This window comes from Streptomyces sp. NBC_01803 (genome assembly GCF_035917415.1).
In the GTDB taxonomy this organism is placed as follows: Bacteria; Actinomycetota; Actinomycetes; order Streptomycetales; family Streptomycetaceae; genus Streptomyces.
This window is the reverse complement of record NZ_CP109073.1, coordinates 4,775,736-4,792,765: the sequence shown is the minus strand read 5'-3', so window position 1 is coordinate 4,792,765 and position 17,030 is coordinate 4,775,736. Positions and strand designations below refer to the sequence as shown.

The window sequence follows — 17,030 nt, the reverse complement described above, 5'->3', positions numbered from 1 at the left end:
GTGCGCATGAGTGACGGCGGTCTCAACCTCGACGACTTCGGCGATCTCATCGAGCGCCCGAGCGCCCGGCTCCGGCGCCGGGCCGAGGAGCGGCGGGCGCGAACCGGCTTGCCCCCCAAGGCACTCGGGCGGCTGGACGAGCTGGGCACGTGGCTCGCCGCCGCGCAGGCGCGGGTGCCGGTGACGCCGATCGAACGGCCCCGGGCCGTGCTGTTCGCCGGGGACCACGGCGTCGCCTCGCTCGGTGTCTCGGCCCGCCCGGCGGGCGGCGCGAGCGCCCTGGTGCGGGCGGTGCTGGACGGGGCCAGCCCGGCCGCCGTGCTGGCGCGGCAGACCGGGGTGCCGGTGCGCGTGGTGGACATGGCGCTGGACTGTCCGCCGGACGAGCTGCCCGACGAGGTGGGCCGGCACCGGGTGCGCCGGGGGTCGGAACGGCTGGACGTGGCGGACACGCTCACGGCCGACGAGGCGGAGCGGGCGTTCCGGGCGGGCATGGCCGTCGCGGACGAGGAGGCCGACGCCGGGACCGATCTGCTGGTCCTCGGCGACGTCTCGGTGGGCGGCACCACGGCGGCCGGGGTGCTGATCGCGGCGCTGTGCGGCACCGACGCCTCCGTCGTCACCGGGCGCGGCGGGGTCCGCATCGACGACCTGACGTGGATGCGCAAGTGCGCGGCGATCCGGGACGGACTGCGCCGGGCCCGACCCGTGCTGGGCGACCAGCTCCAGCTGCTCGCCACCGTCGGCGGCGCGGACCTGACCGCGATGACCGGCTTCCTGCTCCAGTCGGCGGTGCGCCGCACGCCGGTCATCCTCGACGGCGTCGTCTCGGCGGCCTGCGCCCTGGTGGCCCAGCGGGTCGCGTTCCGCGCGCCGGACTGGTGGCTGGCGGGCCAGGCCAGCGGCGAGCCGGGCCAGGCCAAGGCGCTGGACCGGCTGGCGATGGACCCGCTGCTCGACCACGGCGTGACGACGGGCGAGGGAACGGGCGCCCTGCTGGCCCTCCCCCTCCTGCGCGCCGCCGCCGCCCTGGCGGCGGAGCTGCCCGAGCTCCCCGGGACCACCTCCGAGCCGGAGCCGGCCCAGGACACCCCCGAGCCGTCCACGGCGGTCGCGGACGCGACCTGACCGACCTGACCGCCCCGGCCGACCTGACCCGCCCCGGCCGCGCGCCGTGGGAACGATCGGTTCCGGACGGCTCGGCGGCGACCTGACCGACGCGCCGACGCGCCGACGCGCCCAGCTGCCCGGCGGAGCCGGCGCTGGTCGGCGCTGCCCGGCGGAGTCGGCGCGAGTCGGCGCGAGTCGGCGCGACGCCGCCTCTCCAGGGACGACACGGACCGGGGCACCGCGTCGAGCTCGGCCCGGCCTCCCCTGGGCGGGCGCTGTCCCGGAGGCCCGGCGGCACCATCCTCAGCCGCCCGGGCGCGGGGGCTCGCGCTGGTCGTCCGGGGTGCCGCCGAGGAGGTCACCCACGCGGCGCTCCAGCGCGCCCCAGTGGGCCTCGTGGCGGCGGGCGCGGCGTTCGGCGCGGGCCCTCGTGCGGGGGCGGCGGCGGTAGAGGCGGGTGGCCCAGGGCGAGCCGGGGCGGGCCAGGCGGACCGCGCCGATCAGGGCGACCACGGGGATCAGCGCGCCCAGGATCGCCACCCGGAACTTGCCCTTCAGCAGCGCGGTCAGCGCCAGCGCGAAGTTCCCCACCAGCGTGGCGAGCACGCTCGCGCGGTCCTGGCGCTCGTCCGCGCCGATGTCGTTGACGCCCAGCGGGGAGAAGCCGACCAGCATGATGACGAGCAGCGAGGCGGTGAGCACCACGGCCTCCACGCTCTTCTGGCCCTGCTCCGACCAGTAGACGTCCTGCAGGTACAGGATCAGCGCGAACTCGTCCATCACCAGCCCGGCGCCGAGCCCGAAGACCACCGCCGTCGCGCCGGCCACCCACCCCCGGCCGCCCGCCGCGACCCCGCCGAAGCCGCCGACGCACATCAGGATCACGCCGGGCACCGCGTGGTGGACATGGTGACCGCCCGCCGAGACGTCGTGGAACGGACCGTGCCCGGCCCGGATCATCCGGGTCACCGAGCGCGTGGTCAGGAAAGTGACGATGAACGCGGTCAGGGCCAGCAGCAGGGGCAGCTTCCCCGGCTCGACGATGTTGCGGTACCACCAGTGCTCCATGGCGACTCAGCGTCCGGCGCTAGGCTGCGGTCCGATGAACGCCACGCCGCCACCACCGCCGTCCGAGCCTCCTTCCGCCACCAAGACGGACGCGTTGCGGTTCGCCTTCGGCGCCCTGACCGTGCTTCCGGTCGGGACGCCGCGCTGGGACCGGGCCGCCGCGCGCGGCGGGATGCTGGCCGCGCCGCTGGCCGGGGCCGCGATCGGGCTGGCGGGCGCGCTGGTCTCGTGGATGCTCCTCGCCGTGAACAACGGGCGCCTGGTCGCGGCCGTCGTCGCCGTCGCCGTGATGGCCGTGCTCAGCCGGGGCCTGCACCTGGACGGGCTGGCCGACGTGGCGGACGGGCTCGGCAGCGGCCGGCCGGCCGACGAGGCGCTGGTCATCATGAAGCGGTCCGACATCGGCCCGTTCGGCGTCGTGACGCTGGTGTTCACGCTGCTCGCGCAGACCGCCGCCCTCGCCGAGCTGGCCGGGCACGGCCACGGGCACGCGGTGCTGGGCGCCCTGCTCGCCGGCCTGGTCTCGCGGACGGCCCTGACCTGGGCCTGCCGGGAGGGCGTGCCCGCCGCCCGGCCCGAGGGGCTGGGCGCCGCGGTGGCCGGAGTGGTGACCGTGCCGACCGCGCTCGCGGTGGCCGGGGCCGCCGCCGCGGTGGCCGGGGTGGCGGGGTCGCTGACCGGCGACCCGGCGGTCGGCGGCGTGGTCGTGGGCTGCTGCGCGGTCGTGCTGGCGCTGAGCGCGGCCGAACTGTTGATCCGTCACTGCCGGCGGCGCTTCGGGGGGATCACCGGCGACGTGCTCGGCGCGGTCGCGGAGACGGCGGCCACGGTGACACTGCTGGTCCTGACCGTCGGCGCCACCTGAGGTCGGCGGGCGTAGTCTGCTGCCGAATCGCCACGGCCCCGCACGACCCAGACGAGACACCGAAGACGAAACGGAACATTTCACCGTGACTGCACTGACCCTCAGCAACCTCCCCGCGACGTCTGTCCCCGCGGACGCCGTGGTGATCGGCATCGCCAAGGGCGAGTCCGGGCCGGTCCTGGCCCCCGGCTCCGCGTCCGCGGCGGCTGTCGACACGGCGTTCGGCGGCACGCTGGCCGCGACCCTCAGCACGCTCGGCGCCAAGGGCGACGCGGACGAGATCACCCGGGTTCCCGCCCCCAGCGGCTGGGCCGTGCCGCTGCTCGTCGCGGTCGGCCTCGGCCGCCTCACCGAGGGCGGCGGCGAGAGCTACGAGCCCGAGGCGCTGCGCCGCGCCGCCGGCTCGGCCGCCCGGGCGCTGGCCGGCTCCGAGCACGCCAGCTTCGCGCTGCCGGTGGTCGGCACCGAGGCCGTCGCGGCGATCGCGGAGGGCGCGCTGCTGGGCGCGTACGCGTTCACCGCCTTCCGGGGCCGGGCCGACGCGAGCGCGGGCAGTGCCCCGCTGGCCAGAATCACCATCCTGGACGCCGACGCGGGCAACGAGGAACACGCCGACGCCGCCGAGCGGGCGCTCGTGCTGGCCGAGGAAGTGGCCCGCGCCCGCGACCTGATCAACACCCCGCCCAACGCCCTCTCCCCCGCCGACTTCGCGGCCGTCGTGGAGGCCGCCGCCCCCGAGTACGGGGTGAGCGCCGAGATCCTGGACGAGCAGGCGCTCATCGACGGTGGCTACGGCGGCATCATGGGCGTCGGCCAGGGCTCCGCGACTCCGCCGCGGCTGGTCCGGCTCGGCTGGACACACCCCGAGGCGGACGCCACCCTCGCCCTGGTCGGCAAGGGCATCACCTACGACTCCGGCGGCCTGTCGCTGAAGCCGGTCGGCCACAACGAGACCATGAAGTGCGACATGAGCGGCGCCGCCGCCGTCTTCTCCGCCGTGCTGGCCGCCGCCCGGCTCGGCCTGAAGGTGAACGTCACCGGCTGGCTGGCCCTCGCCGAGAACATGCCCTCCGGTGCGGCCGTCCGCCCCGGCGACGTGCTGACCATGTACAGCGGCAAGACGGTCGAGGTGCTCAACACCGACGCCGAGGGCCGCCTGGTGATGGCCGACGCGCTGGCCCGCGCCTGCGAGGAGGAGCCGGACGCGCTGGTGGACGTGGCGACGCTGACCGGCGCGATGATGGTGGCGCTGGGCAAGCGCACGTTCGGCGTGCTGGGCAACGAGGATGCCTTCCGCGACCTGCTGCACGAGACGGCGGGCCAGGTCGGGGAACCGTCGTGGCCGCTGCCGATGCCCGCCGAGCTGGCCGAGGGCCTGAAGTCGTCGGTCGCCGACATCGCCAATGTGGGCGACCGCATGGGCGGCGGGCTGTCCGCGGGCCTGTTCCTCAAGGAGTTCGTCACCGAGGGCACCCGCTGGGCGCACCTGGACATCGCCGGCCCGGCGTTCAACGAGGGCTCACCGTTCGGTTACACCCCCAAGGGCGGCACCGGCTCCGCCGTCCGCACGCTGCTGCGGCTGGCCGAGCGCGCCGCGGACGGCGAGCTGGCCGACTGACCGTGACGGATTCGGCCCAGCGTCCCACGGGCGCCGCGCAAGTGCGAAGATGGGTTTCTGGCAGGACAGGGCCAGGCTCAACCACCAAGGCGAGCCACAGCAAGCCGCGACCAGCGGTGAACACAGAGCGCCGACCGGTCAGCGTCGACCCGGCCGGCGAACCCATCCTTGGAGGAACGTGACGTGGCGAACGACGCCAGCACCGTTTTCGACCTAGTGATCCTCGGTGGCGGCAGCGGTGGTTACGCAGCGGCCCTGCGCGCCTCGCAGCTCGGCCTTGACGTCGCCCTCATCGAGAAGAACAAGCTGGGCGGCACCTGTCTGCACAACGGTTGTATCCCCACCAAGGCCCTCCTGCACGCCGGGGAGATCGCCGACGCCGCCCGCGAGGGCGGCGAGTTCGGCGTGAAGACCACCTTCGAGGGCGTCGACATGGCGGGGGTGCACAAGTACAAGGACGGCGTGATCGCCGGCCTGTACAAGGGCCTCCAGGGCCTGGTGGCCTCCCGGAAGATCACCTACGTGGAGGGTGAGGGCCGGCTGTCCTCACCCACCTCCGTCGATGTCAACGGCCGCCGCTACACCGGCCGGCACATCGTTCTCGCCACCGGCTCGGTGCCCAGGTCACTGCCGGGCCTGACGATCGACGGCGACCGCATCATCTCCTCCGACCACGCGCTGGTCCTCGGCCGGGTGCCGAAGTCCGCGATCGTGCTGGGCGGCGGCGTCATCGGCGTGGAGTTCGCCTCCGCGTGGACCTCGTTCGGCTCCGAGGTCACGATCGTGGAGGGCCTGCCGCACCTCGTCCCCGCCGAGGACGAGAACAGCTCGAAGCTGCTGGAGCGGGCCTTCCGCAAGCGCGGCATAAAGTTCAACCTCGGCACCTTCTTCCAAGGCGCCGAGTACACCGCGGACGGGGTGCGGGTCACCCTGGCGGACGGCAAGACGTTCGAGGCGGAGGTGCTGCTCGTCGCGATCGGCCGCGGCCCGGTCTCCCAGGGCCTGGGGTACGAGGAGGCCGGGGTCGTCATGGACCGCGGCTACGTGGTGGTCGACGAGTACTGCCGGACGAACGTGCCGACCATCTCGGCCGTCGGTGACCTCATTCCGACCCTCCAGCTCGCGCACGTCGGCTTCGCGGAGGGCATCCTCGTCGCGGAGCGGCTGGCGGGCCTCACGCCGGTGCCGATCGACTACGACGGCGTGCCCCGCGTCACGTACTGCCACCCCGAGGTCGCCTCGGTGGGGGTCAGCGAGGCGAAGGCCAAGGAGCTGTACGGTGCGGACCAGGTGGTCACACTGAAGTACAACCTCGCCGGAAACGGCAAGAGCAAGATCCTGAAGACGGCGGGCGAGATCAAGCTCGTGCGGATCAGGGACGGCGCCGTGGTCGGCGTCCACATGGTCGGGGACCGGATGGGTGAGCAGGTCGGGGAAGCCCAGCTCATCTACAACTGGGAGGCGCTGCCATCCGAGGTGGCGCAGCTCATCCACGCGCATCCGACGCAGAACGAGGCGCTCGGCGAGGCTCACCTGGCCCTCGCCGGCAAACCGCTGCACTCCCACGACTGACCGGCCGCGTGATCCCAGAGCGCGACCCCATCCGCCACTTTTCGTAAGGAGCAACAGAAACCATGGCGGTTTCCGTAACCCTTCCGGCGCTCGGCGAGAGCGTGACCGAGGGCACCATCACCCGCTGGCTCAAGGCCGAGGGTGAGCACGTGGAGGCCGACGAGCCACTGCTCGAGGTCTCCACCGACAAGGTCGACACCGAGATCCCGGCCCCCGCGGCGGGTGTCCTGTCGTCCATCAAGGTCGGCGAGGACGAGACCGTCGAGGTCGGCGCGGAGCTCGCCGTCATCGACGACGGCGCCGAGGCCGGCGCCCCGGCGGCGGCCTCCGCACCCGCCGCCGAGGCCGCTCCGGCTCCGGCCCCGGCCCCGGCCCCCGCGCAGCCGCAGGCCCAGGCCCAGGCTCAGCCGGAGCCCGCTCCGGCTCCCGCGCCCACGCCCGCCGCATCGGCTCCGGCCGGTGGCGCGGAGGGCACCGACGTGGTGCTGCCCGCGCTGGGCGAGTCGGTCACCGAGGGCACCGTCACCCGCTGGCTGAAGTCGGTCGGCGAGGAGGTGGAGGCCGACGAGCCGCTGCTCGAGGTGTCCACCGACAAGGTGGACACCGAGATCCCGGCCCCCGTCGCCGGGACGCTGCTGGAGATCACGGTGGGCGAGGACGAGACCGCCGAGGTCGGCGCGAAGCTCGCCGTCATCGGCGCTCCCGGCTCCGCGCCCGCCCCGGCACCGGCACCCGCCGCGCCGGCCCCGCAGGCCGCGCCCGCGCCCACGCCCACCCCGGCTCCTCCGGCCCCGGCTCCGGCGCCCGCCCCCGTGGCTCAGGCGCCCGCTCCGGCACCGGCACCGGCTCCGACTCCCGCTCCCGCACCGGCCCCGGCGCCCGCGCCGAAGGCCGCCGCGCCCGCCCCGGCTCCGGCCACGGACGGCGCGTACGTCACCCCGCTGGTGCGCAAGCTCGCCAGCGAGAACGGCGTGGACCTGGCCGCCGTCAAGGGCTCCGGCGTCGGTGGCCGGATCCGCAAGCAGGACGTGCTGACCGCCGCCGAGGCGGCCAAGGCCGCCGCCGCGGCGCCCGCTCCGGCCGCCGCCGCCCCGGCGAGGACGGCCGCGCCCGCGCAGCCGTCGCCGCTGCGCGGCCAGACGGTCAAGATGACCCGGATCCGCAAGCTCATCGGCGAGAACATGCTGAAGGCCCTGCACAGCCAGGCGCAGCTCTCGTCCGTGGTCGAGGTCGACGTGACCCGGATCATGCGGCTGCGGACGCGGGCCAAGGAAGCCTTCCTGGCCCGTGAGGGCGTCAAGCTCTCGCCGATGCCGTTCTTCGTGAAGGCCGCCGCCGAGGCGCTGAAGGCCCACCCGGTCATCAACGCGCGGATCAACGACGACGGCACCGTCACGTACCACGACACGGAGAACGTCGGCATCGCCGTGGACTCCGAGAAGGGCCTGATGGTCCCGGTCATCAAGGGGGCCGGCGACCTGAACATCGCGGGCGTCGCCAAGAAGACCGCGGAGCTGGCGCAGAAGGTCCGCAGCGGCGGGCTGGCGCCCGACGACATGACCGGCGGCACATTCACGATCAGCAACACCGGCTCGCGCGGCGCGCTGTTCGACACGATCATCGTGAACTACCCGCAGGTCGCGGAGCTGGGCATCGGCGCCACCGTGCGCCGACCGGTCGTCGTGGACCACCCGGAGCTGGGCGAGACCATCGCCATCCGGGACATGGTCTACCTGACCCTGTCCTACGACCACCAGCTGGTGGACGGCGCGGACGCCGCCCGCTATCTGGCGGACGTCAAGGCCCGTCTCGAAGCCGGGGAGTTCGAGGGCGAGCTCGGCCTGTAGGCCGCGCCGTCCCGAGGAGCAGCGCATCCCGAAACCGGCCGTGCGCCCCGCCCGGACCCCTTCCGGGCGGGGCGTCGGCCTGTCGCCACCATCAGACAGGAGGGTGAGGGTGCGATGAACACACCCGTCATCCACTCACTGCGTCAGCAGATCCGCGAGCACATCGTGGAGGGCATCGTCAGCGGGCGCTGGCAGCCCGGCGAGCGGATCGTCGAGCGCCGTATCGCGGCGGAGCTCAAGGTCAGCCAGACGCCGGTGCGCGAGGCGCTGCGCGAGCTGGAGGCGCTGCGGCTGATCGAGTCGGTGCCGAACAAGGGCGTCCGGGTCCGGGCGCTGACCGCCGCCGATCTGGAGGAGATCTACCCCGTGCGGGCGGGTCTGGAGCAGATCGCCGCCGAGCTGGCCGCCGACAGGCTGGCCAAGGACGTCTCCGCGCTGGAGCCGGAGGTCGCGGCGCTCCAGGAGGCCGACCGGAGCGGCGACGCGGAGGGCCAGGTCGGGCACACGGTCGCCTTCCACCGCGAGCTGGTGAAGGCGTCCGGGAACAGCGTGCTGCTGCACACCTGGGAGTCGCTGGGCATCGAGGTCTGGACGTCGCTGTCGATCCGCTGGCTCGGCACCCGACAGCGGTCGTACGCGGAAGAGCACCAAGAGCTGATCGACGCCTTCACGCGACACGACCCGCGAATCGGCGAGCTGGTGAAGGCGCACGTGCTGAACTGTGCACCAAGTGCCTGATCTCCGGGGTTATAGCCCGATATGCCCTGGCACCCGATGCCAACTTTCGCGGTTCGGCGATTTTCTCCGTCCGAGGCTTTGATCGATCATCGATCAGGGGCTTACAGTCTCAGACGTAAGTGAACCGCGCCGCACAGCCCCTGTCCTGCCCTGCGGCGCGGTTCCCACCCGAGGCCCGGGTCCCGAATGTCGCGCCAACGACGGGACCCGGCCCTCAACGGGTGCTCCTATCGTAGTAATCATGAAGGCATGCGCGCTGCCCGGCTGATCAAGATGGTGCTGCTGTTGCAGACGAGGCGGACGATGACGGCCGCCGAGCTGGCGGCGGAGCTCGAAGTCACGGAACGGACGGTCGCGCGCGACGTCCTCGCCCTCTCCGAAGCCGGCATCCCGGTCTACGCGGACCGCGGCCGGACCGGCGGCTACCGGCTGATCGGCGGCTACCGCACCCGGCTGACCGGCCTGGGCCGGAGCGAGGCCGAGGCCCTGTTCCTTTCCGGTGTGCCGTCCGCACTGCGCGACATGGGCCTGGCGGACGCGGCCTCGGCGGCCCGCCTGAAGGTCTCCGCCGCGCTCGTTCCCGAGCTGCGGGACGCCCACGAGAGCGCGGCGCAGCGCTTCCACCTGGACGCGCCGGGGTGGTGGCAGCCGCCGGAGACGCCGGACCTGCTGCCCGTGATCGCCGAGGCGGTGTGGGACGACCTGCTCCTGCGCGTCCGCTACCGGCGCGGGGACGGCACGACGGTGGAACGCCGACTGGAGCCGTACGGGCTGGTCCTGAAGGCGGGCACCTGGTATCTGGCGGCGCGGACGGCGAACGAACACCGGGTCTACCGGGTGGGGCGCTTCCAGACGGCCGGCACGGACGGAACCCGCTTCGACCGCGACGAGACGTTCGACCTCCCGGCCTTCTGGGCCGACCACGCGGCGGCGTTCGCCCGCTCGATCCTGCACGCGGAGGTCCACCTCCGCCTGACCCTGGCGGGCACCCGCGCCCTGCGCCACGTGACGGACCGCGCGGCGGCCGAGGAGGCCCTGACGACGGCCTCCCCGCCGGACGAGTCGGGGTGGGTGACGGTGACGCTGGCGGTGGAATCCGTGGACGTGGCGTACACCCAGCTCCTGGCCCTGGGCCCCGAGGCGGAAGTCCTCTCCCCGCCGCCCCTGCGCGCACGCCTGGCCGCGGCGGCGGAGGGGATGGCGGCGCGGTACCGCTGACGCGGCTTTCGCCCACCCACCCCACCCTTTCCGGGGGTGACGGTGGTGGGGAGTTGAGGGCCGCGGACCGCCCGCCACCACCGCGGACCGGGGCCGGGGCCGGGGCCGGGGCCGGGAAAGGGTGGGTGGGTGGGTGGTGGGCGGGCGGGCGGGCGGGGTCAGCGGTAGTCCTCCGCGTTCACCGTGTGTCCCTCCGCCGCCGCGTCGGCGAGGTAGCGCCAGGCGTCCGGTTGGGAGCCGTCGGTGTCCGTGAAGCCGTACTCCTTCGCGAGGTGGCCGCTCGACAAGGAGCGGCCGTTCCAGCGGGAGACCTCCGGGTCGGTGGCCAGGGCCGCCGCCGCGCGGCCCACGTAGGCCGGGGATTCGGAGATCGCGAAGTGCGGGTCCTGGGCGATCCCCTCCCGCCAGTTCTCCTCCGTCACCTTGAAGTACGTGTCGAGCATCGCCTCCGACCGAAGCCAGCCCGGCGTGAGGGCGACCGCCGTGCAGCCGTGTTCCCGCAGTTCCTCGCCCAGCGCGTACGCCATCCGGATCGGCGCGGTCTTCGCGAGGTCGTAGTAGAACTGCTCGCGGTACTTCCGGTTCGACTCGGCCGTGCCATCCGTCACCTCGATCACCAGGCCGCCCGGCCGGCGTACCAGCAGCGGCAGCGCGAAGTGGCTGGTCACGATGTGCGTCTCGACGCCGAGCCGCAGCATCCGCAGCCCCTTGTCCAGGCCGTACTCCCACATCGAGCCGCTGAACGGGAACTCCAGCAGGTGGTCCCCGCCCCATACGTCGTTGATCAACACGTCCAGCCGCCCGTGGTCGCGGTCGACGCGCTCGGTCAGGGCCCTGACCTGTTCCGGCTCCAGGTGGTCCGTCGGCACCGCGATGCCCTCGCCGCCCGCCGCCGTGACCAGTTCGGCCGTCTCCTCGATCGTCTCGGTGCTCCGGCCGACCTCGCTCACGACGGACCGGGTCGTCCGGCCCGTCACGTACACCGTCGCCCCGGCCTCGCCGAGGGCGACCGCCATCGCCCGGCCGGCGCCCCGTGTCGCGCCCGCGACCAGGGCGATCCTTCCGCTCAGCTCTTTTCGTGTGCTCACACCGTCGACCCTGCCAGCCATACCCGACATCCTCTGTCCGGTTTTCCGGCCTCCGGCCCTCCGGCGCGCGTCTCCGCGTGCGAGCGGGCCGCGCAGCGCGGATGCTGTTGCCGTGATGGACGAGACGGAGTTCTGGGAGATCGTCGACGGCACCCGGGAGGCCGCGGGCGGCGATCCCGACGCGCACGCCGACCTCATGGTCGAACGGCTCACCGCCCTCGACCCCGAGGCCGTCACCGACTTCGCGCGCCACTTCGAGGCCCGGTTCAACCGTGCCTACCGGTGGGACGTGTGGGCCGCCGCCTGGGTGCTGCTGGACGGCGCGGGTGACGACACGTTCGAGAACTTCCGGTGCTGGCTGATCAGCCAGGGCCGCCCCGTCTTCGAGGGCACGCTGCACGAGCCGGACGCGCTCGCCGACCTGCTGCCCCCGGACTTCGACGCGCGAACGGACGGCGAGGCCGAGGAGCTCGGCTACGCGGCGTACGACGCCTACGAGCAGCTCACCGGGAACGAGCTGCCCACTCTCGGCCTGCCCGAGCCGCCGGCCGAGCCGGACGGCGACCCGGTCGACTTCGAGGACCCGGCCGTCCTGGCGGAGCTCTGCCCGCGGCTGTGGGCGCGGTTCCGGCTGCCGGGGACCCCGGCGGACCGGGCGGTGTCCTGATCCACGAGGATGGCGTCATGGAGCCTCGTCCGCACCGCGTCGCCGTCACTGGAACCAACGGCCTCATCGGCGGCGCGCTCGTCGCCGCCCTGCGCGCCGAGGGCCGCGATGTCGTGCGGCTCGTGCGCCGACCGCCCGGCGCCCCGGACGAGGCGCGCTGGGATCCGACCGGCAAGGACCGCGAGCTGACCGCGGCGGCCGTCCGGGGCTGCGACGCGGTCGTCCACATGGCGGGCGCGGGCATCGCGGACCACCGCTGGACCGAGCGTTACAAGCGGGAGCTGCGCGACAGCCGCGTGCTGGGCACGGCCGCCCTCGCCACGGCGCTCGCCTCGCAGCCCGAGCCGCCCCGGGTGTTCCTGTCCGGCAGCGCGATCGGCTTCTACGGCGACACCGGCGACCGGGCCGTGGACGAGGACGCGCCGGCCGGCGAGGGCTTCCTCGCGGACCTGGCCCGGGAGTGGGAGGCGGCGGCGGAGCCGGCCCGGCGGGCGGGCGTGCGGACGGCGTTCATCCGCACCGGTCTGGTGGTGGCCCGTTCCGGCGGCGCCTGGGGCAAGCTCTTCCCGATCTTCAGGGCCGGGCTCGGCGGGCGGCTCGGCGACGGCCGGCAGTTCTGGAGCGCCATCTCCCTGCACGACCACTTGGCCGCGCTGCGTTTTCTCCTCGACACGAGCGATCTGTCCGGGCCGGTCAACTTCACCGGTCCCGAGCCCGTGACCAACCGCGAGGTGACCCGGCTGATGGGCCGCGCGCTGCGCCGGCCGGCGTTCTTCGCCGTCCCGGCGCCGGTGCTGCGGCTGGTGCTCGGGGAGTTCTCCCAGGATGTGCTGGGCAGCCAACGGGTCCTGCCCGCACGGCTGTTGGCGGCCGGTTTCACCTTCGCCCACCCCACCGTCGACGACGCGGTGCGGGCGGCGCTCACCGACGACGCCTGAGCCCACCGGGCGCGCCGAAGTGCGACCTGTGTGTGCGCCCATGCCCGGGTCCGTGCGCTCTGTCGCATTCCGCCCCGCGTGAGAAGGTCGGCTCCGGTCGGGCATTGTCCCGCCGCAAGTGGGCATCAGCACTCAAGGCCAACCCTTAGCCAACGATCCCGCCGCTCCGACGCACCGACCACCTCACCAGGAGGCCACGTGCTCAGCAGCCGGACGCATCGCGCGTCCTCTGATTCGGATTCCGACATCGTCGTCATCGGGGGCGGACCGGCGGGGCTCGCCGCCGCCCACCACCTGAGCACCGCCGGGCTCACCGTGACCGTTCTGGAGGCCGAGGACCGGATCGGCGGCCGGATGGCCACCGAGCACCGCGACGGCTTCCGCCTCGACCGCGCCGCCCAGCTCCCCCTTCCCGACTCCCCGGACCTGCGTCGGCTGCCGCGCCCGTTGCCCGTGCGGCGCCTGACGGGCGGCGTGCTGCTGCGCGGCGACCGGCACACCCAGCGGATCGGCGAGGACCCCGGACACCGGGACGAGGCGCGCGCCGCCGGGGGCGCCGGCTCCCGTTCGCGCGCCCTCGCCCTCGCCGCCGACCAGAGCTGGCTGCGGGCCAACCTGACCGGCCTCGGCCGCTGCCCCGACGCGCGCCTGCGGGCCAGGCCCGAGCTGACGGCGGCCGAGGCGCTGGCCGCCCGCCCCATCCCGCGCCGCATAGCCGAGGAGGCCCTGCGCCCCCTCCTGTCCGCGCTGCTCCACGACGCCGAGTTGGCCACGTCCAGCCATGTCGGCGACCTCGCGCTGCGCGCGTTCGCCCGGCGCGGGCTCAGCATGCCGGCCGGTGGCGCCGCCGCGCTGCCCGAGTCGCTGGCGGCCGGGCTGCCGCCCGGCTCGGTGCGCACCGGCGTGCGGGCCGTGTCGGTGGCCACGACGGCCGTGGAGACGCGGGCGCACGGCACGTTCCGCTGCCGGGCCGTGGTCGTGGCCACCGGCGCCGAGGCCGCCGCGCGGCTGCTGCCGGGACTGCGCGTGCCCGCCTTCCACCCCGTCACGGTCCTGCACCACGCCGCCGAGGGCACGCTGCCGCCGGGAGCCACGTTGATCGTGGACGCCGCCGGGCGCGGACCCGTCTCGCACACCCTGGCGGTCTCGGCGGCCGACCCGTCGCGGGCCCCGGCCGGGCGGACGCTGGTCACCTCGGTGGTGCTCGGCGTGCGGGCCGGTGAGCCGACCGAGCTGCTGGACAAGGCGGCCCGGCCCCAGTTGAGCGAGATGTACGGCACGGCGGCCGACGACTGGGAGCTGCTGGCCGCGCGCCACGACCCGCGCGCGGTGCCGGTCGTGCCGCCCCCGTACGCGGGGGTCCGGCCGGTCCGCCTGCTGGACGGGCTCTACATCTGCGGCGACCACCGGGACACCCCCGGGCCGGCCGGTGACCTGGCGTCGGCCCGGCGCGCGGCGGCGGCGCTGCTGGCCGACGCGCGGGTGTGCCCGGCGGCGACCGGACCGGACCCGGCCGCACCGGACCCGGCCCCGGCCGTTCCGGACGCGGCGGCCGTTCCGGCGGCCCGGTAGCCGGGGGCGTCGGCCGGGAGCCGGCGGGGAAGGTCGTCACGCGAGCGCGGCGACCTTCTCCCGGTACGCCCGCACGGCCGCCGCGTCGCGGAACGGCTCCAGGCGCCGTTCGAAGTCCTGGAGATACTCGTGGGCGCGCACCGAGCGCATCTCGGTGGCCTGCTGCGCGGCCTCGGCGGCCAGCGCGCACGCCTGGTCCACGTCGCCGAGGCCGAGCCTGGCACAGGCCAGCACGACCCGGCAGAACAGCCTGCTGCGGGCGTGCGCCGGGCCGCGGAGCTGGAGCGAGCGCTCCGCGTGCCGGGCCGCCGCACGGTACTGCTGGAGATCGCGGTGACAGTGCCCGAACTCGTCGGCGAGCTGCGCCTCGTCGAAGAACCGCGCCCAGGTGGGCGCGTCCTCGCCGGGCCGCGCCGACTCCAGGGCGCGCTCGGCCCTGGCGAGCGCCGCGGTACAGGAGCGGACCTCCCCCAGCAGTCCGTGGCCCCGCGCCTCGACGGCGTGCAGCAGGGCCTGGACGACGGGCGCGACCGAGCTCGCCATGCCCTGCTGGGCGACGCGGGCGAGCTGCACGGCCTCCCTGCCGTGGCCCAGGTAGACCGCCTGCCTGCTCATCGAGACCAGCACATAGCTGCCGTAGCTGCGGTCACCGGCCGCCTGGGTCAGCCGCAGCGCCTGCACGAAATACCGCTGGGCCAGGCCGTGCGCGGCGATGTCGTACGCCGTCCACCCGGCGAGCCGGGTGAGGTCGGCGGCGGCGGAGAACAGCCGCCGGCCGGTCTGCTCGCCGTAGCTGCCGCGCAGCATCGGCTCCAGCTCGTGCTCCAGATACCGCACCAGCGCCTGGCGGGCGTGGCCGCCGCCATACGCCTGGTCCAGGGTGCGGAAGAGGTCGGCGACCGAGCGGAGCGCGGCGATGTCGCTGGCCGTGACGCGCTGGCCGGGGCCGCGTTCGACGCGGTCGAGCTGGCCCGCCCTGGCGGGCACCGGGCCGGGGCGCGCGCCACCCGGCGATCCGGGCGGACCCGTCGGACCGGGCGGGCGGCCGAGGCCACGTGCCTGCTCAGGCACGCGCACGGTGGGCCGCGGCGGGTGGAGGGTGGGCGGGGGGTGGTGCGGCACGTGGTGGGCCGGGTAGTGGGTGGCCGGGTGGCCCGGCCCCGGTGGGCCGTCGCCGCCCGGGGTGGCGCCGCCCTCGGCGGGGTCGCCGCGCGCCACGCGCTCGTCGGGGCGCCCGATGAGCCAGTCCCGGCTGGGGACGACGAGCCCGGCCGGGGTGAAGGCGATCTTCCGCAGCTCCGCGTAGCTGCCGGAGTCCTTGCGCCACAGCCCGGCCACGATGTCCACCGCCTCGGACGGGCTGGCGGCGAACTCCAGCCCCGCGTAGACCGGGGCGCACGCCTCAAGGCCGAGGTCCTGGGCGGAGAGCCGGCGGCCGAGGCGCCGGGTGAACACTTCCGCGATGAGAGCCGGGGTGGTGCCGCGCGGTCGCTGGCCGCGCAGCCAGCGGGTGACCGACGTCTTGTCGTAGCGGAGATCGAGGCCGTGTTCGAGGCCGAGCTGGTCGACACGTCTGGCCAGCCCGGCGTGGGAGAAACCGGCCTCGGCGATGAGCGCGGCGAGCTGGCGATTCGGCGTACGCGGTGGGCTGGGTTGCGTGGCGGAGGCCGGGCCTCCGGGTCGTTCCGTGGACATCGGCGATGCGGTCTCCTGCCTTACGGCTGTGCGGCTGGAACGGCGCGAATGTAACGGTCCTGCCCGGTTTCATCGGCTCTTGGCCGGAGGATTCATCCATATGTGTGAGGTCGGGGGCACCGGAGGATTGGCGGCCCACGGGCTTAGAGTGGGGTCGACACTCGAACAGAGCGTTTGTGCGAGACGAAGGAGCAGTCGCGTGAGCGAGCTGCGGTTTGTCCATCTCGGGTTCGGCCCGGAGGCCGTGGAGTACCACGCGGCGTGGCAGGAGCAGCGACGGGTCCACACCGCCCGGTTCGCCGACGAGATCCCGGACACCTGCCTGCTGCTGGAGCACCAGCCGGTCTACACGGCCGGGCGGCGGACCGAGGACAGCGAACGGCCCCTGGACGGCACCCCGGTCATCGACGTCGACCGGGGCGGGAAGATCACCTGGCACGGCCCGGGGCAGCTCGTCGGCTATCCGATCGTCAAGCTGCCGCGCCCGGTCGACGTGGTGGCGCACGTGCGGCGGCTGGAGGACGCGATCATCCGCGTCTGCGCCGACTTCGGCCTGGAGACGACCCGGGTGGAGGGCCGCAGCGGGGTGTGGGTGCTGGGCGACGCCGTGGACGACGGCCGGGAGCGGGGGCGCGGCGGGCTGGGCGGCCTGTCGCTGGACTTCGACCCCAGGCTGCACGACGAGGAGTTCGACCCCCGGCTCAGCGGCCCCGAGTACGCCCCGTCGAACGCCGGGCAGCGCGGCGAGGACCGCAAGCTGTGCGCGATCGGCATCCGGGTGGCCAAGGGCGTCACCATGCACGGCTTCTCGCTGAACTGCGACCCGGACAACACCTGGTTCGACCGCATCGTCCCGTGCGGGATCAGGGACGCGGGCGTCACCTCGCTCTCCCAGGAGCTGGGCCGGACGGTCACGGTCACCGAGGTGCTGCCGGTGGTCGAGAAGCATCTGGGCGCGGTGCTCGGAGCGGCGGTCCCGCTGCCCCGCGCGGGATGAAGCGGCAGGAAACAAAGGCGTACGCTGGAGTTCGCCG

The 17,030-nt window shown here is 74.5% G+C and carries 14 protein-coding genes; 11 read left to right on the top strand and 3 right to left on the bottom strand.

The window, feature by feature from the left end; all coding sequences use genetic code 11:
* Positions 1–6: 6 nt before the first annotated feature.
* Positions 7–1,128, top strand: a complete 1,122-nt coding sequence (locus tag OIE51_RS21780) for a nicotinate-nucleotide--dimethylbenzimidazole phosphoribosyltransferase (RefSeq protein ID WP_326599432.1) — start codon at positions 7–9, stop codon at positions 1,126–1,128.
* Positions 1,129–1,413: 285 nt separating this feature from the next.
* Here OIE51_RS21780 and OIE51_RS21775 read toward each other — a convergent pair whose 3' ends face one another.
* Positions 1,414–2,178, bottom strand: coding sequence for a hypothetical protein (locus OIE51_RS21775; RefSeq protein ID WP_326599431.1), 765 nt, complete (start codon positions 2,176–2,178; stop codon positions 1,414–1,416).
* A gap of 34 nt (positions 2,179–2,212) precedes the next feature.
* Here OIE51_RS21775 and OIE51_RS21770 point away from each other — a divergent pair, with 34 nt between their 5' ends.
* The 6 genes from OIE51_RS21770 (at position 2,213) to OIE51_RS21745 (ending at position 10,036) form a co-directional block, all read left to right on the top strand.
* Entirely contained in the window at positions 2,213–3,043 is an 831-nt protein-coding gene (locus OIE51_RS21770) for an adenosylcobinamide-GDP ribazoletransferase (protein ID WP_326599430.1), read from the top strand.
* Positions 3,044–3,128: 85 nt separating this feature from the next.
* Positions 3,129–4,661 (top strand): leucyl aminopeptidase, encoded by a 1,533-nt coding sequence (locus OIE51_RS21765; protein ID WP_326599429.1) that lies wholly within the window; start codon positions 3,129–3,131, stop codon positions 4,659–4,661.
* Positions 4,662–4,844: 183 nt separating this feature from the next.
* Positions 4,845–6,233, top strand: coding sequence for a dihydrolipoyl dehydrogenase (lpdA, locus tag OIE51_RS21760; RefSeq protein ID WP_326599428.1), 1,389 nt, complete (start codon positions 4,845–4,847; stop codon positions 6,231–6,233).
* 62 nt (positions 6,234–6,295) lie between these two features.
* On the top strand, positions 6,296–8,080 hold the full coding sequence (gene sucB, locus OIE51_RS21755) for a 2-oxoglutarate dehydrogenase, E2 component, dihydrolipoamide succinyltransferase (protein WP_326599427.1): 1,785 nt from the start codon (positions 6,296–6,298) through the stop codon (positions 8,078–8,080).
* Positions 8,081–8,194: 114 nt separating this feature from the next.
* Positions 8,195–8,818 (top strand): GntR family transcriptional regulator, encoded by a 624-nt coding sequence (locus OIE51_RS21750; RefSeq protein WP_326599426.1) that lies wholly within the window; start codon positions 8,195–8,197, stop codon positions 8,816–8,818.
* Between the two features lie 249 nt (positions 8,819–9,067).
* Positions 9,068–10,036, top strand: a complete 969-nt coding sequence (locus OIE51_RS21745; RefSeq protein WP_326599425.1) for a helix-turn-helix transcriptional regulator — start codon at positions 9,068–9,070, stop codon at positions 10,034–10,036.
* A 158-nt stretch (positions 10,037–10,194) separates the two neighbouring features.
* Here the strand turns inward: OIE51_RS21745 and OIE51_RS21740 are convergent, their stop codons facing one another.
* Positions 10,195–11,145, bottom strand: coding sequence for an SDR family oxidoreductase (locus OIE51_RS21740; protein WP_442811987.1), 951 nt, complete (start codon positions 11,143–11,145; stop codon positions 10,195–10,197).
* Positions 11,146–11,239: 94 nt separating this feature from the next.
* Here OIE51_RS21740 and OIE51_RS21735 point away from each other — a divergent pair, with 94 nt between their 5' ends.
* From OIE51_RS21735 to OIE51_RS21725, 3 genes are all read left to right on the top strand, one after another.
* The gene (locus OIE51_RS21735; RefSeq protein ID WP_326600736.1) at positions 11,240–11,791 is read left to right on the top strand and encodes a DUF4240 domain-containing protein; all 552 of its coding nucleotides are present in this window, start codon (positions 11,240–11,242) and stop codon (positions 11,789–11,791) included.
* Between the two features lie 17 nt (positions 11,792–11,808).
* A complete protein-coding gene (locus OIE51_RS21730; RefSeq protein ID WP_326599423.1) occupies positions 11,809–12,729 on the top strand; it encodes a TIGR01777 family oxidoreductase in 921 nt (306 codons plus the stop codon).
* Positions 12,730–12,927: 198 nt separating this feature from the next.
* Complete coding sequence (locus OIE51_RS21725) at positions 12,928–14,301, top strand: FAD-dependent oxidoreductase (RefSeq protein ID WP_326599422.1); 1,374 nt, start codon at positions 12,928–12,930, stop codon at positions 14,299–14,301.
* Positions 14,302–14,337: 36 nt separating this feature from the next.
* On the opposite strand, the gene OIE51_RS21720 is transcribed toward OIE51_RS21725, so the two are convergent.
* The gene (locus OIE51_RS21720; protein WP_326599421.1) at positions 14,338–15,996 is read right to left on the bottom strand and encodes a regulator; all 1,659 of its coding nucleotides are present in this window, start codon (positions 15,994–15,996) and stop codon (positions 14,338–14,340) included.
* Between the two features lie 199 nt (positions 15,997–16,195).
* On the opposite strand from OIE51_RS21720, the gene lipB reads away from it, so the two are divergent.
* Positions 16,196–16,993 carry a lipoyl(octanoyl) transferase LipB gene (gene lipB, locus OIE51_RS21715; RefSeq protein WP_326599420.1) on the top strand — a complete coding sequence of 266 codons (798 nt, stop codon included), beginning with the start codon at positions 16,196–16,198 and terminating at the stop codon, positions 16,991–16,993.
* Positions 16,994–17,030 lie beyond the last annotated feature (37 nt).